This window comes from Ramlibacter tataouinensis, from assembly GCF_001580455.1.
GTDB classification, from domain to species: Bacteria; Pseudomonadota; Gammaproteobacteria; order Burkholderiales; family Burkholderiaceae_C; genus Ramlibacter; species Ramlibacter tataouinensis_B.
This window is the reverse complement of the sequence record NZ_CP010951.1, coordinates 990262-1009072: the sequence shown is the minus strand read 5'-3', so window position 1 is coordinate 1009072 and position 18811 is coordinate 990262. Positions and strand designations below refer to the sequence as shown.

General features: G+C 69.7%; 16 protein-coding genes. 8 read left to right on the top strand and 8 right to left on the bottom strand.

Annotation, left to right across the window (positions count from 1 at the left end; all coding sequences use genetic code 11):
- Positions 1-107 precede the first annotated feature (107 nt).
- Complete coding sequence (gene urtE / locus UC35_RS04900; protein WP_061496743.1) at positions 108-800, top strand: urea ABC transporter ATP-binding subunit UrtE; 693 nt, start codon at positions 108-110, stop codon at positions 798-800.
- A 164-nt stretch (positions 801-964) separates the two neighbouring features.
- On the opposite strand, the gene UC35_RS04895 is transcribed toward urtE, so the two are convergent.
- The 5 genes from UC35_RS04895 to xdhA all read right to left on the bottom strand — a co-directional run bounded on the left by UC35_RS04895 (position 965) and on the right by xdhA (position 7360).
- Complete coding sequence (locus UC35_RS04895; protein WP_061496741.1) at positions 965-1798, bottom strand: urease accessory protein UreD; 834 nt, start codon at positions 1796-1798, stop codon at positions 965-967.
- Positions 1799-1867: 69 nt separating this feature from the next.
- Positions 1868-2017, bottom strand: coding sequence for a hypothetical protein (locus UC35_RS23850; protein ID WP_158513858.1), 150 nt, complete (start codon positions 2015-2017; stop codon positions 1868-1870).
- A gap of 122 nt (positions 2018-2139) precedes the next feature.
- Complete coding sequence (locus UC35_RS04890; protein WP_061496739.1) at positions 2140-3177, bottom strand: acyltransferase family protein; 1038 nt, start codon at positions 3175-3177, stop codon at positions 2140-2142.
- A 323-nt stretch (positions 3178-3500) separates the two neighbouring features.
- Positions 3501-5900 carry a xanthine dehydrogenase molybdopterin binding subunit gene (xdhB, locus tag UC35_RS04885; RefSeq protein ID WP_082792652.1) on the bottom strand — a complete coding sequence of 800 codons (2400 nt, stop codon included), beginning with the start codon at positions 5898-5900 and terminating at the stop codon, positions 3501-3503.
- The gene (xdhA, locus tag UC35_RS04880; RefSeq protein ID WP_061496737.1) at positions 5897-7360 is read right to left on the bottom strand and encodes a xanthine dehydrogenase small subunit; all 1464 of its coding nucleotides are present in this window, start codon (positions 7358-7360) and stop codon (positions 5897-5899) included. The genes xdhB and xdhA overlap by 4 nt, the downstream gene beginning before the upstream one ends.
- Before the next feature lie 99 nt (positions 7361-7459).
- On the opposite strand from xdhA, the gene UC35_RS04875 reads away from it, so the two are divergent.
- The 5 genes from UC35_RS04875 (at position 7460) to UC35_RS04855 (ending at position 12956) form a co-directional block, all read left to right on the top strand.
- Positions 7460-8974 carry an ABC transporter ATP-binding protein gene (locus UC35_RS04875; protein ID WP_061496735.1) on the top strand — a complete coding sequence of 505 codons (1515 nt, stop codon included), beginning with the start codon at positions 7460-7462 and terminating at the stop codon, positions 8972-8974.
- Positions 8961-10052: an ABC transporter permease gene (locus UC35_RS04870; RefSeq protein WP_145979332.1), complete on the top strand. Its 1092-nt coding sequence runs from the start codon at positions 8961-8963 to the stop codon at positions 10050-10052. The genes UC35_RS04875 and UC35_RS04870 overlap by 14 nt, the downstream gene beginning before the upstream one ends.
- Positions 10052-10972: an ABC transporter permease gene (locus UC35_RS04865; protein WP_061496727.1), complete on the top strand. Its 921-nt coding sequence runs from the start codon at positions 10052-10054 to the stop codon at positions 10970-10972. The genes UC35_RS04870 and UC35_RS04865 overlap by 1 nt, the downstream gene beginning before the upstream one ends.
- Positions 10973-11006: 34 nt before the next feature.
- Entirely contained in the window at positions 11007-12176 is a 1170-nt protein-coding gene (locus UC35_RS04860; protein WP_061496725.1) for a BMP family ABC transporter substrate-binding protein, read from the top strand.
- An 81-nt stretch (positions 12177-12257) separates the two neighbouring features.
- Positions 12258-12956, top strand: coding sequence for a pseudouridine synthase (locus UC35_RS04855; protein WP_227820450.1), 699 nt, complete (start codon positions 12258-12260; stop codon positions 12954-12956).
- Between the two features lie 29 nt (positions 12957-12985).
- On the opposite strand, the gene UC35_RS04850 is transcribed toward UC35_RS04855, so the two are convergent.
- Both UC35_RS04850 and UC35_RS04845 read right to left on the bottom strand, forming a co-directional pair.
- On the bottom strand, positions 12986-14287 hold the full coding sequence (locus tag UC35_RS04850; protein WP_145979331.1) for an SGNH/GDSL hydrolase family protein: 1302 nt from the start codon (positions 14285-14287) through the stop codon (positions 12986-12988).
- A gap of 89 nt (positions 14288-14376) precedes the next feature.
- Positions 14377-15414 (bottom strand): VWA domain-containing protein, encoded by a 1038-nt coding sequence (locus tag UC35_RS04845; RefSeq protein WP_061496719.1) that lies wholly within the window; start codon positions 15412-15414, stop codon positions 14377-14379.
- Between the two features lie 163 nt (positions 15415-15577).
- Here UC35_RS04845 and UC35_RS04840 point away from each other — a divergent pair, with 163 nt between their 5' ends.
- Positions 15578-16051, top strand: coding sequence for a VOC family protein (locus UC35_RS04840; protein ID WP_145979330.1), 474 nt, complete (start codon positions 15578-15580; stop codon positions 16049-16051).
- Here the strand turns inward: UC35_RS04840 and UC35_RS22910 are convergent.
- On the bottom strand, positions 16026-16274 hold the full coding sequence (locus UC35_RS22910; RefSeq protein ID WP_082793516.1) for a DUF3079 domain-containing protein: 249 nt from the start codon (positions 16272-16274) through the stop codon (positions 16026-16028). The genes UC35_RS04840 and UC35_RS22910 overlap by 26 nt on opposite strands.
- A 184-nt stretch (positions 16275-16458) precedes the next feature.
- Between UC35_RS22910 and UC35_RS04835 the strand changes: the two genes are divergently transcribed.
- Complete coding sequence (locus UC35_RS04835) at positions 16459-18750, top strand: NADP-dependent malic enzyme (protein ID WP_061496716.1); 2292 nt, start codon at positions 16459-16461, stop codon at positions 18748-18750.
- Positions 18751-18811 lie beyond the last annotated feature (61 nt).

Sequence of the window (18811 nt, the reverse complement as noted above, 5' to 3'; positions counted from 1 at the left end):
GGTCGAGACGCCCTCCCCCTCCGGGGGCGGGCAGGGGTGGGGGCGCGGCGTCGGACGGAGCGCCCCCACCCTAACCCTCTCCCAGCGGGGGAGGGAATGGAGGGTTCATGCTGACGGTCAAAGACATCAACCAGTACTACGGCGGCTCGCACATCCTGCGCGGCCTGAGCCTGGAAGCGCGGCCCGGCAAGGTCACCGTGCTGCTTGGGCGCAACGGCGTGGGCAAGACCACGCTGCTCAAGTCCCTGATGGGTCTGGTGCCCATCAAGTCGGGCAGCATCGAATTCGAAGGCAAGACCATCCACCAGCGCACGCCCTACGAGCGGGCCCGGGCCGGCATCGGCTTCGTGCCGCAGGGCCGCGAGATCTTCGCCCGGCTGACGGTGGAGGAGAACCTGCGCATGGGCCTGGCGTACAAGAGCGCCAGCGAGCCGATCCCGCAGGAGCTGTTCGAGCTGTTCCCGGTGCTGGCGCAGATGCTCAAGCGCCGCGGCGGCGACCTGTCGGGCGGCCAACAGCAGCAGCTGGCGTTCGCACGGGCACTGGCGGCGCGGCCGCGTCTGCTCATGCTGGACGAGCCGACCGAAGGCATCCAGCCCAGCATCATCAAGGACATCGGCCGGGTGATCCGCCGGCTGGCCGACCGCGGCGACATGGCGATTCTGCTGGTCGAGCAGTACTACGACTTCGCACGCGAGCTGGCCGACGACTTCCTCGTCATGCAGCGCGGCGAGTTCATCAGCCGCGGCGCGGGGGCCGACATGGAGACGCTGGGCGTTCGAGAACTCGTGGCGATCTGAGGCAACGCTGAACAAGCCCCTCGCGGGTCGCGCATCCTCGCTTTGGGCGGTCTGCGGCGTTGCAAATGCTCGCCATAGCTCCTGCTATGGCGGCGCTTTGCGCCTTGCATCCCATCCCAAACCGAGGTCCGCCCCCTCGCGGGGACTTGTTCAGCGTCGCCTGCTCAGACCGACCAGACCCGCGGCGCCGTCGCCGGCAGCTCCCAGAGCAGGGGCCGCCACGCGGCGCGCACCGCCCGGAGCAGCGTTGCGGCCGGCTCCACCATCGTGGCCAGCGCGCGCACCACGATCACATTGGGCGCCGGCGCGGTGACGCCGGCCACGACGCCGCCCTCGGCCTGCTGCGCGATCACCTCGTGGGCCAGCCCCAGGGCCTGCTCGCGGCGCGCGCGCGCCAGGGGCTCGTGGCTGGCGAAGAACAGGGCCCCGAAGCAGCGGTGGCCCGCCAGGCCCAACGGGCCGTCCAGCAGGCGCTCATCGCCGGCGGCGATGCGGCCGCGCTCGAGCCAGCTGCCGGTGACTTCCAGGTGCTGCAGCAGGCTGCCTCGCGTGAAGGGCAGCTCGGATGCCGGCAGGCCCAGGGCGGTGATGTCCCAGCCCATGAATTCCGCGCCGGGGGCAAGGTCGATGATGAGGTGGTTCTCGGCGATGCAGCCGCTATAGCACAGCGTTTCCTGCGGCAGCCACTCCAGCCGCGCGCCGGGCGCCAGCGCGACTTTCGCGCGCTGCACAGCCATCGCGCCCTCGCTGCGATAGAAGCGCGCCGCGCCGGGCGTGGTGATCAGCCCGTGCGAGCCGGCGCCAGCGCGCACCGTGATGTCCAGCAAGTCCCCGCCGACCAGGCCCGAGGGCGGATGCACCAGCACGTTGTGCGCGATGGCATGGCCTTCCGGATACAAGGTTTGCAGGATCCGCAGCGGCCCCTCGTGCGCATGCCGCGCCACGGTGCGCGCGCCGTCCGCGGAATAGTCGAGATCGAGCCGTGCTTGCCATGTCATGAAGCACGAGCTTAAAGCAAGGCGGACTGACCGCGCCTGCGCCAGGCTCCACGCGAGGGGCAAGCCGCCTCAAGCGAAGATCCGCCGCTGCTTCTCGGCCAGCTCGCGCTGCCGCAGCATGATGCGCGGCACATCGGGATGCAGCGGGTTGATCTCGCGCAGCGCCCACCTGTAGAACGCCAGCGCCACCATGACGTGGATGAGGTTGAGGATCTTCATGCCTTGCATGTTGCGAAGCTGCTGAGGCACCTTGTGTAGGCAGCTGGCGCGTCAGCTGGCGCCGATTTCTGACACCGCGTGTCGGACGCTGCGGATGACCGCGGCCACGCAGCTGCACGGCATCAGAAGGCCGGCTTGGTCTTGCCCGCCGGCCCGCGCCGGGCGTCCCCCAGCCAGCGCAACAAGGGCCTTTCCACGCAGGCATAGGCCAGGCAGCCGAGGGCGAGGGTCGCGGGCAGCACCAGCAGGTAGACCGCTTCGCCGCCCATCCATGCGAACAAGCGCGTCTTCATCGTGATCTTGAGCAGCAGCCCTGCCAGCGACTCATGCGTGAGGTAGATGGAGTAGGAGGCGTTGCCCATGTACACCAGCCAGCGCGGGCAGGAGAACCAGCGCGCGTCCTCGAGCTTGGCGATGCCGGCGACCGCCAGCGCGAACCCGGTCACCAGCAGGAGCGGCCACAAGCGGTGTTCCATGTTGACGGCGGCGGCCACGCCGACGATCGCCAGCCCGACCACGGTGGCCCACCAGCCGCTGGCCATGCGCCAGTAGAGCAGGCAGGCGCCCATGCCGAAGAAGAACCACAGGTTCGACGCGCCGGTGTAGGTGTTCCAGGGCGTAGGGGGCCGCTCGGCGAGGGGATGGTAGAAGACCACGCACAGCAGCGCCCAGATGACGAACGCCGCGATGCCGGCGCGCCGGTTCACCATCAGGACCAGGAACATGGCATAGAACGCGATTTCGTGGAACAGCGACCATGCCACCGGCAGCGGCGGGATCACTTCCGAGAAACGGACCAGGGTCCAGGAACCCAGCCAGTCGACGAATCCACTGGGGACCGTCGCGTCCGTGCCGCCGGCAACTGCCAGCAGCGCGACGAAGACGCCGGTGTAGAGCCAATACACGGGATACAAGCGCACGAAACGGCGCTTGAGGTAGTCGCGCCAGGCCCCCGGTTTCTCGATCTGTGCGGCGTGCGCGAACAGGATGATGAAGCCCGACAGTACGAAGAAGAAGTCGACGCCGAGATAGCCTCGGCTGGTATAGGCGGCGAACATCTCCCGGCCGCCGTAGCGGTCCTCACCCATCATGATCGACAGGTGGAAAGCGGCGACGCCACCGGCGGCGAGCGCACGGGCAACCTGGAGCGACTGGAGCAACTGCGTTCCCCTCTTGAAGGTCGCTGCAACGTGCGCAGCGCAGTTCGACACAGGAAAATTCTGTCAGCCGCCCGCGTACCACACCGATACGAACTGCAAAAGTTCGACCGTGCATGCCGCAATGAGGAATCTGCCACTGATGCTGCTCTTCCTCGCCTGGCTTGCACTGCCGGCGCCAGGCAACGCGGAAGATGGCGGGCAACCGATGGTGGGAGCGCTCGGAAGCGCGTGCCGCTGGTTGCGAATCAAAGCCCGGTGCATCCGCGCTGCCGCCGTCCCCCGCTCTCGATGAGGGTGCGCGCTGACCGGCCCGTGGACAGGCCCTAGGCCAATGCCGCCAGCACGTTCTCCGGCGTGGCGGGCGCGCGCATGGCCACCGGCCGGCGGTCGCCGCGCGCGCCGCTCACCGCGTCGCGGATCGCTTCCCACACGCTGATCGCCAGCATCAGCGGGGGCTCGCCCACCGCCTTGCTGCCGCCGACGTTGTCCTCGCGGTTCGGCTCCGGCCAGAGCTGCACGTAGAAGTGCGCGGGCACGTCGCCGGCCGTGGGGATCTTGTAGGTGCTGGGCGCATGGGTGGCCAGCTGGCCCTGCTCGTTCCACACCAGCTGCTCGCTGGTCAGCCAGCCCATGCCCTGGATGAAGCCGCCTTCGATCTGGCCGATGTCGATGGCCGGGTTCAGGCTGGTGCCCACATCGTGCAGGATGTCCACCTTGAGCACGCGGTGCTCTCCGGTGAGCGTGTCGATCGCCACCTCGGTGCAGGCCGCGCCATAGGCGAAGTAGTAGAACGGGCGGCCGCTGAGCGTGGTCTTGTCGTAGTGGATCTTGGGCGTGCGGTAGAAGCCGTCGCTCCACAGCTGGATGCGGTTGGCGTAGGCCGTCTTGACCACTTCGTCGAAGCTGCGCGTGGCATGGGGCGAGATCACCTCGCCGCCCTGGAAGCGCACCGCGCCGGCGCCGCAGCCGTCCAGCCCGGCGACGAAGGCGGCCAGGTTGTCGCGCACGTTGCGTGCCGCGTACTGGGCCGCCCGGCCGTTGAGGTCGGTGCTGCTGGACGCCGCGGTGGCCGAGGCGTTGGGCACCTTGCCGGTGTCGGCGGCGGTGGAGCGCACGCGCTCGAAGGGCACTCCCAGTTCGTCGGCGACGACCTGCGCGATCTTGGTGTTCAGGCCCTGGCCCATCTCGGTGCCGCCGTGGTTCACCTGCACGCTGCCGTCGGTGTAGACATGCACCAGCGCGCCGGCCTGGTTGAAGAAGGTTGCGGTGAAGCTGATGCCGAACTTGACCGGCGTGATCGCCAGGCCCCGGCGGATCACCGCGCTGGTCGCGTTCCAGGCCGCGATGTCGGCGCGGCGCTTGCGGTACTCGCTGCTCTCCTCCAGCCGGGCGAGCAGGGGCGCCAGGATGTTGTCTTCCACCTTCATGCCGTAGTGGGTGACGTTGCGGTCCGCGATCCCGTAGAGATTGCGCTTGCGCACGTCCAGCGGGTCGAGCCCCAGGGTGCGCGCGATGTCGCCGAGGATGGCCTCGATCAGGATCATGCCCTGCGGCCCGCCGAAGCCGCGGAAGGCGGTGTGGCTCTGGGTGTTGGTCCTGCAGCGGCAGGAGACGATCTCCACGTCCGACAGGAAGTAGGCGTTGTCGGTGTGGAAGATGGCGCGGTCGGCCACCGGGCCCGAGAGGTCGGCCGAGAAGCCGCAGTTGGCCAGCATGGTGAGCTTGAGCGCCGTCAGCAGGCCGCTGTCGTCGAAGCCGGCCTCGTAGTCGTACTCGAAGGGATGGCGCTTGCCGGTGATCATGAAGTCGTCGTCGCGGTCCAGCCGCAGCTTCACCGGCCGGCCGCACTTGCGCGCGGCCAGCGCCGCCCACACGGCCATGTGCCCGGCCTGCGTCTCCTTGCCGCCGAAGCCGCCGCCCATGCGGCGGCATTCGACCGTGACCGCGTTGTTCTCCAGCCCCAGCGCGTGCGCCACCCAGTGCTGGACCTCGCCGGGGTGCTGCGTGCTGGAGTGGATGCGCCACTCGCCTTGCTCCTGCGGGATCGCGTAGGCGACCTGGCCTTCCAGGTAGAAGTGCTCCTGGCCGCCGACTTCGAGGCGGCCCTGCATGCGATGCCGGGATCGCGCCAGCGCGGACTCGGGCTCGCCGCGCCGCACCGTCACCGGCGGCAGCACGTAGCTGCGCTGCGCGTGCGCTTCGCGCGCCGACAGGATCGCCGGCAGCGCCTCGATCTCGAGCCGGACCTGGCGCGCCGCCCGGCGCGCCTGCATCACGCTGTCGGCCACCACCAGGCCGACCACCTGGCCGACATGCTGGACCTCGTCGCGCGCGAAGACCGGCTCGTCGTGCACGAAGGTCGCCAGCACCGGGTCGCCGGGAATGTCGCTCGCCAGCAGCACGGCACGCACGCCCGGCAGGGCCAGCGCCGCCGACGGATCGACGGACAGCAGCCGGCCATGGGCCACGGTGGACAGGATGGGCGCCGCATGCAGGGTGCCCTTGATCTCGGGGATGTCGTCGATGTAGGTGGCGGTGCCGGTCACATGCGCCCGCGCGCTCTCGTGCGGGCGCGAAGTGGCCATCGCCGGATGCGGGCGGGCCGGTGCATGCGGCGAGACGGTGGCCGGCGCGAGGTTGCGTTCGCCCGCATCTGCCGCTCCGGCGGGGCCGCCGCCGGTGGCCGAGGTGAACTCCGCTTGCTCCTTGGCCCGCGGTTTCATGCCAGGGCCTCCAGGTTGAGGTGTTCCAGGTTGATCTGACGCATGCCCTGGCTCTCCAGCCAGAAGCGCCGCATCAGGCTGCCCAGCATGTCGCGCCGGTACGCGGCCGAGGCGCGCATGTCGGAGATGGGCGTGAACTCGCCCTGCAGGCTTTGCCCGGCGGCCGCGGCCGCGGCCTCGGTCCAGGGCTGTCCCAGCAGCGAATGCTCGGTGGCGCGGGCGCGCACCGGCGTGGCCGCCACGCCGCCCGCGCCGATCGAGATGCGCGCGACGCGGCCGTCCTCCAGGTGCAGGCCCATGGCCAGGCACACCGCCGAGATGTCGTCGTCGAAGCGCTTGGAGATCTTGTACACCCGCAGGAACTCCGTGGCCTGCGGCCGCGGCACCTTGATCCAGGCCAGCACCTCGTCGGCCGCCAGCACGCTGCGGCGGTAGCCGGTGTAGAAGTCTTCCAGCGGCAACTCGCGCTGCCCGCGCGTGCTGGCCAGCACGAGGCGCGCGCCCAGGGCGATCAGCAGGGGCATGGTGTCGCCGATCGGCGAGCCGTTGGCGATGTTGCCGCCCAGCGTGCCCGAGTTGCGGATCGGCAGCCCGGCGAAGCGGTTGGCGAAGGTCTTGAGCTGCGGCCGCTGCGCGGCGAGCGCGGCATAGCCGTCGGCCAGGGTCACGGCCGCGCCGATCAGGATGTGGTCGGCTTCCTGTCCGATGCGGCGCAGCTCGCGCACGCGGGTCAGGTCCAGCACCTGCGGGAAGCGCTGGTGCATCTTGGTGACCGCCAGTCCCACGTCCGTGCAGCCGGCGACCAACTGCGCCCGCGGATGTTCGGCGCGCGCCTGCACCAACTCGTCCAGGGATGGCGGCGCCAGGTAGCCCGCCCCGCCGTTGCCCGGCGCCGGCTGCAGCAGCCGCAACTGCTCGCGCAGGCGGCCTTCGTCCACCCGCACCGGCGGCCAGTGCGCCATGGTCTGGGCGGCGTCCAGGATGGGGCGGTAGCCGGTGCAGCGGCAGAGGTTGCCCGACAGTGCCTCCTGCGCCAGCTGGCGGGTGATGCGCTCATCGCGGGCCACGTGGTTCTGGTACATGCCGAACAGGCTCATGACGAAGCCCGGGGTGCAGAAGCCGCACTGCGAGGCATGGCAGGCGACCATCGCCGCCTGCGCCGGATGCAGCGTGCCGTCGGCGGCCGCGATGTCCTCCACCGTCCACAGCGCCAGGCCGTCGATCGAGTGCGCCAGCCGGATGCAGGCGTTGATGGCGCGGTACTCGATGCGCTGCCCATCCTCGGCCAGCTCGCCCAGCACAACCGTGCAGGCGCCGCAGTCGCCTTCGCCGCAGCCCTCCTTGGTGCCGGTGGCGCCCAGGTCCTCCCGCAGCAGCTCCAGCAGGGTGCGGTCGGGTGGTACATTGCCGAGCGCCACGATGTCGCCCCGCCGTATGAATCGGATGGTTCGAGTCTCCATGTCCGTCCCAGTATGGGCATTTTTGGCGCTGGGGTCCAATCGGAGGCCGAGCTTGCGGCGAGAATCCGGCATGGCCAGAACAAGAATGGAGAACGGCGCTTGAGCACCCCCCGGCTCGAACTCGAGCGCATCACCAAGCGCTACCCGGCGGTCGTCGCCAACAGCGAGGTCTCGCTGGTGGTGCAGCCGGGCGAAACGCATGCGGTGCTCGGCGAGAACGGCGCGGGCAAGTCCACGCTGATGAAGGTCATCTACGGCGCCGTCAAGCCGGACGCCGGCAGTGTGCGCTGGGACGGCCGGCCGGTGGCGATCCGCAATCCGCACGAGGCGCGCGCGCTGGGCATCAGCATGGTGTTCCAGCATTTCAGCCTGTTCGACACGCTGACCGTGGCCGAAAACGTCTGGCTCGGGCTGGGCAAGACGGTGAGCCTGGCGCAGGTCACCCGCGACATCGAGGCCAAGGCGGCGGAATACGGGCTCGAGGTGAATCCCTCGCGCCATGTGCACACGCTGTCGGTGGGCGAGATGCAGCGGGTCGAGATCATCCGGGCGCTGCTGACCAACCCGCGCCTGCTGATCCTGGACGAGCCCACCTCGGTGCTGACGCCGCAGGCGGTCGACAAGCTGTTCGCCGTGCTCAAGCAGCTCGCCGCGCAGGGCTGCAGCATCCTCTACATCAGCCACAAGCTGCACGAGATCCGCGAGCTGTGCACCCGCTGCACGGTGATGCGCGGCGGCCGCGTGACCGGCGACTGCGACCCCCGGCGGGAAACCAATGCCTCGCTGTCGCGCATGATGATCGGCGCCGAGCCGCCGGCGCTGGCGCACCATGACCGCAAGCCCGGGGAGCTGGCGCTGCGCGTGGCGGACCTGCGCCTGCCCGCGCTCGACCAGTTCGGCGTCGCGCTCGAAGGCGTCTCGCTGGAGGTGCGCGCGGGTGAGGTGGTTGGTATCGCGGGCGTGTCCGGCAATGGCCAGCAGGAGCTGTTGCTGGCGCTCTCGGGTGAAGACCGGCGCACGCCGCCGGCGGCCATCGAAGTCCTCGGCCGCGCCGCGGGCGCGATGGGGCCGGCGCAGCGGCGCCGCCTGGGGCTGCATTTCGTGCCCGAGGAACGGCTCGGGCGCGGCGCCGTGCCCACGCTCAGCCTGGCCCACAACCTGATGCTCACCCGCACCGAGTCGATCGGCCGCAGCGGCTGGATCGACGTGGGTGCGCTCGGGCGGCAGGCACAGGGCATCATCGAGCGCTTCAAGGTGCGGGCGGGCGGGCCGCAGGCGCCTGCCCAGTCGCTGTCCGGCGGCAACCTGCAGAAATTCATCGTTGGCCGCGAGATCGACGCCCGGCCCAGGCTGCTGGTGGTGGCGCAGCCGACCTGGGGCGTGGACGTCGGCGCCGCCGCCCAGATCCGCGCCGAGCTGCTGGCCCTGCGCGACGCCGGCTGCGCCGTGCTGGTGGTCAGCGAAGAACTGGAAGAACTGTTCGACATCAGCGACCGCCTGCACGTGATGGCCAAGGGGCGGCTGTCGCCTTCGTTGCCGCGCGCGCAGGCGACGGTGTCGCGCATCGGCGAGTGGATGAGCGGGCTGTGGGAGCCGGAGGGTGTCCATGCTTGAGCTGCGGCCCGAACCTTCGCGCTTCTGGAGCCTGGCCTCGCCGCTGCTCGCGCTGGCGCTCACGGTGCTGATCGGCATCGTGCTGTTCGCGGCGCTCGGCAAGGATCCGGTGCGCGGCCTGCAGGTGTTCTTCTGGGAGCCGGTCAAGTCGCCCTACGCGCTGGGCGAGCTGATGGTCAAGGCCACGCCGCTGCTGCTCATCGCGCTCGGGCTGGCGGTGTGCTTCCGCTCCAACGTCTGGAACATCGGCGCCGAGGGCCAGTACGTGATCGGCGCCGTGCTGGCCGGCGGCGTGGCGCTGATGGCCGGCAAGGACACGAGCGGCTGGATCGTGCTGCCCATCGTGCTGGCGGGCATCGCGGGCGGCATGGCTTGGGCGGCGATCACCGCGTTCCTGCGCGACCGCTTCAATGCCAACGAGATCCTGGTCAGCCTGATGCTGGTGTACGTGGCCGTGCAGTTGCTCAACTACCTGGTGTTCGGGCCCTGGAAGGACCCGGGCGGCTACAACTTCCCGCAGACCAAGACCTTCGAGGCGGCCACGCAGATCCCGCGGCTGATGAAGGGATCGCGCGTGAGCATCGGGCTGCTGTTCGCCCTGCTCGGGGTGGCGGCGCTGTGGGTGTTCCTGTTCCGCACGCGCGCCGGCTTCGCCCAGCAGGTCGGCGGCCTGGCGCCGGCGGCGGCGCGCTACGCCGGCTTCTCGTCGCGCCGGGCGCTGTGGACCGCGCTGCTGGTGTCCGGCGGCGCCGCCGGCCTGGCCGGCGCCTTCGAGGTGGCCGGACCGATCGGCCAGCTCACCCCCTACGTGCCGGCCGGCTACGGCTTCGCGGCCATCATTGTGGCCTTCGTCGGCCGGCTGCATCCGGTGGGCATGGTGTTCTCCGCCATCCTCATGAGCATGTTCTACATCGGCGGCGAGCTGGCGCAATCGCGCCTGGGCCTGCCCAAGTCGCTGACCGGGGTGTTCCAGGGCCTGCTGCTGTTCACGCTGCTGGCGTGCGACACGCTGGTGGCCTACCGCTGGCGCCGGCGCCGCGCGCCGGTGCCGGCACCGGTCCCCGTGGAGGCGCGCTGATGGACAGCTACGCCCTGCTCGTCGCCGCCACGCTCAGCGCAGGCACCGTGCTGGCGCTGGCGTCGCTCGGCCTCCTGGTCAACGAGAAGGCCGGCATCGTCAACCTGGGCGCCGAAGGCATGATGCTGTGCGCCGCGATCGCGGGCTTTGCCACCGTGGTGCACACCGGCAACGACTGGCTCGGCTTCGCGGCCGGCATGGCGGCCGGCGCCGTGCTCGCCGCGGCCTTCGGCGCGCTCACCATCTGGCTCAACACCAACCAGTACGCGACGGGGCTGGCGCTCAGCCTGTTCGGCGCCGGCTTCTCGGCCTTCGTGGGCATCGGCTACGTGCAGGAAAAGCTGCCGCCGCGGCCGCAGTTCAGCGTTCCCGTGCTGGGCGACACCCCCTTGCTGGGGCCGGCCCTGTTCCAGCAGCACCCGCTGGTGTATTTCGCGATCGCGCTGGCGGCCTGGCTCATCTGGTTCCTGTACCGCTCGCGCGCCGGGCTGGTGCTGCGCTCGGTGGGCGAATCGCCGTCCTCGGCGCATGCGCTGGGGTACCCGGTGCGCTGGATCCGGCTGGCGGCGGTGATCGCGGGCGGCGCCCTGTGCGGGCTGGCCGGGGCCTACCTGTCGGTGATCTACACGCCGCTGTGGATCGAGGGCATGGTGGCCGGCAAGGGCTGGATCGCGCTGGCGCTCACCACCTTCGGCACCTGGCGCCCGGCCCGTGTCCTGCTGGGCGCCTACCTGTTCGGGGGCGTGACCATGCTGCAGTTCCACCTGCAGGGGACCGGCATCGACGTGCCCAGCCAGTTCCTCACGATGCTGCCGTACCTGGCCACCATCCTGGTGCTGGCGCTGATCTCTCGCAATCCGGCGTGGATCCGCGTGAACATGCCGGCCTCCCTTGGAAAACCCTTTTATCCCGGCTCATAATCCCGTCTTTCCCGTCATCCGGAGAAGGACACCCATGGACCTGAAGAAACGCTCGATGCTCAAGCTGGGCACCCTGTCGGCGCTGGCCGCCGCGGCGGCCGTTGTCGGCTGCAGCAAGACCGAGGCACCCGCACCCACCGCCGCCGCTCCCGCGGCCTCCGCGGCCGCGCCTGCGCCCAAGGCCGAACCGCTGAAGGTGGCGTTCGCCTACGTGGGCCCGGTCGGCGACGGCGGCTGGACCTTCGCCCATGACAACGGCCGCAAGGCGGTCGAAAAGGAGTTCGGCGACAAGATCAAGACCAGCTTCGTCGAGAACGTCCCCGAGTCGGCCGACGCCGAGCGTGTGCTGCGCGACATGGTGGGCCAGGGCAACAAGCTGGTGTTCGGCACCACCTTCGGCTACATGGAGCCCATGCTCAAGGTCGCCAAGGACCACGCGGACGTCAAGTTCGAGCACGCCACCGGCTACAAGAGCGCCGAGAACCTGCGCGCCTACGACAGCCGCACCTACGAGGGTGCCTACATGGCGGGCGTGGTCGCCGGCAAGATGACCAAGACCAACACGCTGGGCGTGGTCGGTTCGATCCCGATTCCCGAGGTCGTGCGCAACATCAACAGCTTCACGCTGGGAGCGCAGTCGGTCAACCCGAAGGTCAAGACCAAGGTGGTGTGGGTCGGCGACTGGTTCAATCCGCCAAAGGAAACCGAAGCGGCCACCTCGCTGATCAACGGCGGCGCCGACGTGCTGATGCAGAACACCGACTCCTCGGCGGTGCTGCAAACGGCCGAGAAGATGGGCAAGCGCGCCTTCGGCTGGGACAGCGACATGAGCAGCTACGGCCCCAAGGCGCACCTGGGCTCGGCCGTCATCAACTGGGCACCGTACTACGTCTCCACCGTGCGTGAGGCGCTGGAAGGCAAGTGGAAGACCTCGCCCACCAAGCTCTGGTGGGGCGTGAAGGAAGGCGCGATCGACTTCGTGTCGCCCGCCGCCGACGTGCCGGACGAAACGAAGAAGAGGCTCGACGAGATCAAGGCCGGCCTGAAGGACGGCAGCTTCGTGATCTGGAAGGGCCCGATCGCCGACAACGCCGGCAAGGAAGTCCTGGCCAAGGACAAGGCGGCGGACGACGCGTTCCTCGGCGGCATCAACTTCTACGTCAAGGGCGTCGAAGGCAAGGTGCCGGGCGGCGACAAGAAGTAAGCCGGCTGCTGCCGCAACACGAGAAGGGCCGCAGCGATGCGGCCCTTTTTCATTGGATTTCCCTTGGAGTATCTTCGCCGCATGCTGCCGGTCATTCACTCGGACGCCGACCTGGTCGCGATCGACAAGCCTGCCGGCCTGCTGGTGCATCCGAGCCGGCTCGATGCGCACGAGGAGCGAACCGCGCTGCAGTTGCTGCAGGCCCAGCTCGGCGAGCGGCTGTTCCCGCTGCACCGGCTGGACAAAGGGACGAGCGGGGTGCTGCTGTTCGCGCGAACGCCCGACGCGGCGCGGCAGTGGGGTGGCGCGTTCGATCGCGGCGAGGTCCGCAAGCGCTACCTCGCCCTGGTGCGCGGCTGGCCCGCCGAGTCCGGGCGCATCGACTATCCGCTGGCGCGCGACCCGGAGCTGCCGTCGTCCGGCCAGGCGCGCGTGGAAGCCGTGACGCAGTTTCGCCGGCTGGCCTGTTTCGAGTGGCCCTTCAGTGTCGACGGCCGCCATCCGGTCAGCCGCTATGCCCTGGTCGACGTGAACCCGCTGACCGGCCGGCGTCACCAGATCCGCCGGCACTTCAAGCACATCGGGCATCCGCTGGTGGGCGATGCGACGCATGGCAAGGGCGCGCACAACCGCGCGGTGGCGGCCTTCCTCGGCACGCAGCGTCTCTGGCTGCACGCCCTGAGCCTGGTCCTGCCGGGAGGGCTGCGGATCGAGGCGGCATGCGGGCCGGAATGGAATGGCCTCGGCCCGCCCACAGCGGGCGCTCACACTGCCGAGTGAATCATGAAACGGGCTGAGCTCTAGCGCCCTCAGGGGCTTGCCGCGGCCAGCGCCTGGGTGACGGTGCCGGCAAGCAGGCGGTGGCCCGTGGGCGTGGGATGGAAGCCATCGGCGAAGGCCCACGTCGTCCACCAGCCGGGGGCGGTGCCCGGCACGGCATCCAGCGACGCGGAGGTGCAGGTCGGCAGCGACCACTCCGGCAAGCCCGCGGAGCTCACGCTGGTCACGGGGCAGGCCGCGTGGATGGCGTCGCTCAGGCCCCAGGCGGCGGCATGCGCGATCTGGTCGTCCACGGCCGCGCGTACATCGACCAGCACCACCCGCCCATCGCTTCCGAGCCGGCTTTGCAGCCGTGCGTTGAAGGCGCCGACGGTCTGCCGCACGACGCCCTGGATGACCGTGGCCTCGTCGACGCCGCGCTCCTGCACCAGCTTCTCGAACGCTGCGCTGAATCGCGGGGTCAGCGTGATGTCGGGCAGGTTCAGCACGGTGACGCGGGTCGCGCCCCGGTCCAGGGCGTGGGCCACGACCGCATCGGCCATCACGTCGGCGGCCTTTTCCATGTAGAGATTGGCGCTGCGGGCCAGGCTGGCGTCGCCGGGCGCGGTGGACACCAGGGCGTCCACCTCGACCTCGCGCGCCAGGAAGGCGAGGAAGGCCAGCATGCCGGAGCGGCTCGACACCCCGACCAGGTAGGCCGCGGCCAGGTCGGATGCGTCGTTGCCGCCGCCGTTCACCAGCACCAGGTCGCCCGCGCCGAAGCGGCCGCCGACGGTCACCGCGGCATCCTGCAGCTGGAACGGGATGCCCTGCGGGCCCTCGCCGCGCAGGAGGCGGCCACCGCCGACGGCAAAGTTGGTGCAGGGCAAGTTGCCCCGGGCGATGACGCCACTGGCACCGTTGTCCATGTAGTGGCTGCACATGGCAGACAGCCCGTAGGCGGCGCCGACCAGTTCGGGAAAGATCGGAAAACCGGCCGGGCTGGCAGCGTCCTGCACCGTGAACTTGATGCCGAAGGTGCCCACGTCCGCCAGGCTGTCGCCCGCCACGATCACGCGCGACACGCCGCTCATTGGGGGACCGGACGGAGCAGGGGCTGCGCCCGGGCCGGTCACCGTCGCCGGGCCAGGATCCACCGGGGTGGGCGCTGTCGGGGTCGCCGGGGTGGGCGCGGCAGGCGTCGGTGCAGAAGGAGCGGGTGCCTCGGACGTCGGCGCGGCGGGCGTCGGCGCAGCCGTAGCCGGCGCGTCGCCGCCACCGCCGCCGCAGCCGGCGGCGAGGAGCGCCCACAGCCAAGCGGCCAGCAGGCACCGGGGTGGGCGCTTCGTCATCGGCGCAGGATAGGAGCCGGAGCCGGTCCGGGCAGCTGGGCAATCAAGTGTTACCCCCGGGCGCCGGCGGGTCCCACACCGGCGGCGCTTCAAGCGATGCGCCGGAACCAGAGCACCGACAGCATTCCCGCCGCCAAGGTGAGCAGCGCGGCGGCCAGGGCGAACAAGGCCGTGATCTCGGTTTCGCGCGTCAGCATCTGCATCCGTGAGCCGAGATGATGGTAGACGTCGCGCAGCCGGTCCGCCGAGCCGGCATGGTGGTACTCGCCTCGGGTCATGCGTGCCACTTCGCGCAACGTCTCTTCGTCCAGCCGAAGGTAGATCGGCGTGCCTTCGGGCGTCGCGCCGTCGCCGTCGGGGGTCCCCAGCCCCACCACGTAGATGCGCACGCCGCGGTCGGCCGCCATCTTCGCTGCGGCCAGCGTGTCGACTCCGACCGTGCGGCGGCCATCGCTCAGGAGAATGATGGCGGCGGACTTGTACGAGCCCGGCGCGACCGGCGCGATGGGCTTGAGCGCCGGTTCGTCCCGCTCGTCGATGCTGCGGCCGCGCGTCAGCTTGTCGCCGAAGGTCAGCTGGCCCACGTCGATGCCTTGGTCGGGAAACAACTCGGCCAGGCTCAGCACGATCGCGTTGCCCACGGCGGTGCCCATCTGCATCTGGAAGCCGTCGATGACCGTCACCAGCACCTCGCGGTCGAGCGTCGCGCGCTGCGCGACCTGGGTGCTGCCGGCAAAGGTGACGAGCCCGACTTCAATGTGCTTGGGCAGGTCGCGCAGGAATTGCTTCGCCGCCTCCTGGGCCGCCACCATCCGGCTCGGCTGCACGTCGGTGACGCGCATGCTCAGGGACACGTCCATGGCCAGGATGATCGTGGTCTGCGCCCAAGGCAGCGTGACCTGCGCCACCGGGCGAGCGCCGGCCAGCAGCATCGCCGCGCAGGCCAGCAGCAGCAGCGCCGGTGGGACGTGTCGCCGCCAGTTGCCGGCCGCTGCCGCGCGGACGATGCCCAGGCTGCTGTAGCGCAGCGCCTGCTTGCTTCGCCGGCGCAGCAGCCAGACATAGGCTGGCGGCAACAGCAGCAGTCCCAGCATCAGCCAGAGGTAATGAGGCCACAGAAAGTACATCGCGGCGCCTGTTGTCCTCGAGCAGCTCGGCCGGCCCCAGGGGCAAGCCGGCAGCGCGTGCGAATCTTGCGCAGTGGAACGGCATCGTGCGCCCGAAGCAGCGACTTGGCAATCGTCGGACTCGAGCTTGCACCCCGGGCTTGGCAACTTGCGGTTACAGCGGATGGCGAAACCGCGTGCCCTGTTGCCGGTCGTACTTCTTGAGGGCGGCAATCCGGCCGCCGCTTTTTTTCAATCGAGCAACGAATGGGAGAAGTCGATGCTGCAGGAATTTCCCATGTACGCCTACATCCCGGCCAAGGACCTGGCCCGGGCGCGGCAGTTCTACGAAACGAAGCTGGGCCTCAAGCCCAAGGAGGAGGTCAACGGGGGCGTGGTCTACGAGTTCAGCCGGGGCACGGCGTGCTTCCTGTACCCGACGCCCAATGCGGGCACCTCGAAGGCGAGCCAGGCCTTCTGGAGCGTCGACGACGTCGACCGTTTGATCGAGGCGCTCAAGGCCAAGGGCGTGGTCTTCGAGGACTACGACCTTCCCGGGGAGAAGAGCAAGGCGGGCGCCATCTCCGCCGGCGGCGCCAAGGCCGCCTGGTTCAAGGATAGCGAGGGAAACATCATGGCGCTGATCCAGCAGCTCTAGCGGCGCTACCGGCGGGCTCCTTCTCGGCCGCCTGCGCTTGCGGCGGCGTGAACGGGTCGAGTCCCCACTCGGCCCAGTCGTCGCCGAACAGTTCGCTGGGATGCTGGGTTCGCTCCGAGCCGTTGCCGCAGGCCAGCGAGGTCGACGGGCAGTAGCGGTCGCAACCCCAGCAGTTGCGCTCGGGATGTGCCGGGTGGATGGGGAATTTCTTGCTCGCCACCATGATGAGACCATGGTAGAGGCGGCGGCCGCGGCTCGTGTTGCGATGGATCAAGCAAGCGATCCGGCTTGGCGTCGCCGAGCCAGGCTCAGCCGCGCAAGACCAGTTGACACCGAAGGACGACTGCAACAGGCTAAGTGGACTGCGGGGCACGCGCCCCGCGCGTGCGAGCCGCCAGGAGACGACCATGCAGGACAAGATGTCAACGGCCGAGTTGCGCGAAGCCGCGCTGGAGTACCACAGCACGCCGGGCAAGGGAAAGATCTCCGTCACGCCGATCAAGCCCCTGTCGAACCAGCGTGACCTGTCGCTGGCTTACTCCCCCGGCGTCGCCTATCCCTGCCTGGACATCAGGGACAACCCGGCGCTGGCCGCCGAGTACACGGCGCGGGCCAACCTGGTGGGCGTGGTCACCAACGGGACGGCCGTCCTCGGCCTGGGTGACATCGGACCGCTCGCCGGCAAGCCGGTGATGGAGGGCAAGGCCTGCCTGTTCAAGAAGTTCGCCGGCCTGGACGTCTTCGACATCGAGCTCGCCGAGCGCGACCCCGACAAGCTCGTCGACATCATCGCGGCGCTGGAGCCCACGCTCGGCGGCATCAACCTCGAGGACATCAAGGCGCCCGAATGCTTCTACATCGAGCGGAAGCTGCGCGAGCGGGTCAACATCCCGGTGTTCCACGACGACCAGCACGGCACCGCGATCATCGCCAGCGCGGCCCTGATCAACGGCCTGGAACTGGTCGGCAAGCGCCTCGGCGAGATCAAGCTGGTGTCCTCGGGTGCCGGCGCCGCGGCCATCGCCTGCCTGGACCTGATGGTGCACCTCGGCGTGTCTCCGAAAAACATCTACGTCGTCGACTCCAAGGGCGTGGTCTACCAGGGGCGGGCCGGTGGCATGGACGAATCCAAGGCCCGCTATGCGCAGGACACCAGCGCCAGGACGCTGGGCGACGTGTGCGAGAAGGCCGATGTCTTCCTGGGCTGCTCCACCGCCGGCGTGCTCACGCAGGACATGGTGCGCTCCATGGCCGACCGGCCCATCATCCTGGCGCTGGCCAACCCTGAGCCGGAGATCCGTCCCGAACTGGCCCGGGAGGCGCGCCCGGACTGCATCGTGGCCACCGGCCGCTCGGACTACCCGAACCAGGTCAACAACGTCCTGTGCTTTCCCTACATCTTCCGCGGCGCGCTCGATTGCGGCGCCACCAAGATCACCGAGGACATGAAGCTGGCGTGCGTGCGCGAGATCGCTGACCTGGCCAAGGCGGACATCAGCGAGGAGGTGTCCAACGCCTATGCCGGCCGGGAGTTGTCCTTCGGCGCCGACTACATCATCCCGACGCCGTTCGACTCCCGGCTGATCCTGCGCATCGCGCCCGCGGTGGCCAAGGCGGCGGTGGCATCGGGCGTGGCCACGCGCCCGATCGCCGACTACGAGGCCTATCGGCAGAACCTCACCCGTTTCGTCTACCAGACCGGGATGATCATGCGTCCCGTGTTCGTCGCCGCACGCGCCGCGTCCAAGCGCCGGGTGGTCTTCGCCGAAGGCGAGGACGAGCGCGTGCTGCGCGCCACGCAGCTGTCGCTGGACGAGCGCATCGCCACGCCGATCCTGATCGGCCGCCCCGCGGTGATCGAGACACGGATCGCCAAGGCCGGCCTGCACATGCGCCTGGGCACGGACGTGGAGTGCGTCAATCCGGAAAGCGATGTGCGGTTCCGCCAGTACTGGGAGGCCTATCACCGGCTGATGGGCCGCAACGGCGTCACGCCGGAGGCCGCGAAGGCCGCCGTCCGGCGCTCCAACACCCTCATCGGCTGCCTGGCCCTCCACCTGGGCGATGCGGACGCCATGCTGTGCGGGATGGTCGGCCGCTTCGATCACCACCTCTCGCATGTGCAGGATGTCGTCGGCCGCGTGCCGGGGGCGCCGGGGTTCGCGACGCTCAATGGGCTGATGCTGCCGAACCGGACGCTGTTCATCGCGGACACCTACGTCAACGAGGACCCGGATGCGGAACTGCTGGCGCACACCGCGCTCATGGCGGCCACCGAGGTGCAGCGCTTCGGCCTGCCGCCCAAGGTCGCCTTCCTCTCGCACAGCAACTATGGCTCGTCGACCCGGGGCTCCGCGCTGAAGATGCGGCAGGCACGGAACATCTTCCGCCAGCTGGCCCCGCAGATCGAGTGCGACGGCGAGATGCAGGGCGATGCCGCGTTGTCCGAGAGCCTGCGGCAGGCGACCCTGATGGAGACCACGCTGTCGGGCGAGGCCAACCTGCTGGTGTGTCCGGACCTGGACTCGGCCAATATCCTCTTCAACGTGCTGAAGATGTGCGGCGGGCAGGGCATCACCATCGGGCCCATGCTGCTCGGCGTGCGCTCGCCGGTCCATGTGCTCACCCCCTCGGCCACCGTCAGGCGCATCCTGAACATGACCGCGCTGGTGGCGGCCAGCGCGGCCCGGGGCGGTTAGGGCCTGTTAACAGGCCCAAGCTCACAAACTCTTCTGCGCGCCGTCCGGGCGGACGAGGTAG

Bases quoted from the DNA above. Each gene is read 5' to 3' on its own strand.
- UC35_RS04865 (WP_061496727.1), top strand. From the start codon at position 10,052: ATGGACAGCTACGCCCTGCTCGTCGCCGCCACGCTCAGCGCAGGCACC.
- xdhB (WP_082792652.1), bottom strand. From the start codon at position 5,900: ATGAAACCGCGGGCCAAGGAGCAAGCGGAGTTCACCTCGGCCACCGGC.
- xdhA (WP_061496737.1), bottom strand. From the start codon at position 7,360: ATGGAGACTCGAACCATCCGATTCATACGGCGGGGCGACATCGTGGCG.
- UC35_RS23850 (WP_158513858.1), bottom strand. From the start codon at position 2,017: ATGAAGATCCTCAACCTCATCCACGTCATGGTGGCGCTGGCGTTCTAC.
- UC35_RS04860 (WP_061496725.1), top strand. From the start codon at position 11,007: ATGGACCTGAAGAAACGCTCGATGCTCAAGCTGGGCACCCTGTCGGCG.
- UC35_RS04850 (WP_145979331.1), bottom strand. From the start codon at position 14,287: ATGACGAAGCGCCCACCCCGGTGCCTGCTGGCCGCTTGGCTGTGGGCG.
- UC35_RS04835 (WP_061496716.1), top strand. From the start codon at position 16,459: ATGCAGGACAAGATGTCAACGGCCGAGTTGCGCGAAGCCGCGCTGGAG.
- urtE (WP_061496743.1), top strand. From the start codon at position 108: ATGCTGACGGTCAAAGACATCAACCAGTACTACGGCGGCTCGCACATC.
- UC35_RS04895 (WP_061496741.1), bottom strand. From the start codon at position 1,798: ATGACATGGCAAGCACGGCTCGATCTCGACTATTCCGCGGACGGCGCG.
- UC35_RS04840 (WP_145979330.1), top strand. From the start codon at position 15,578: ATGGCGAAACCGCGTGCCCTGTTGCCGGTCGTACTTCTTGAGGGCGGC.
- UC35_RS22910 (WP_082793516.1), bottom strand. From the start codon at position 16,274: ATGGTGGCGAGCAAGAAATTCCCCATCCACCCGGCACATCCCGAGCGC.
- UC35_RS04855 (WP_227820450.1), top strand. From the start codon at position 12,258: ATGCTGCCGGTCATTCACTCGGACGCCGACCTGGTCGCGATCGACAAG.
- UC35_RS04845 (WP_061496719.1), bottom strand. From the start codon at position 15,414: ATGTACTTTCTGTGGCCTCATTACCTCTGGCTGATGCTGGGACTGCTG.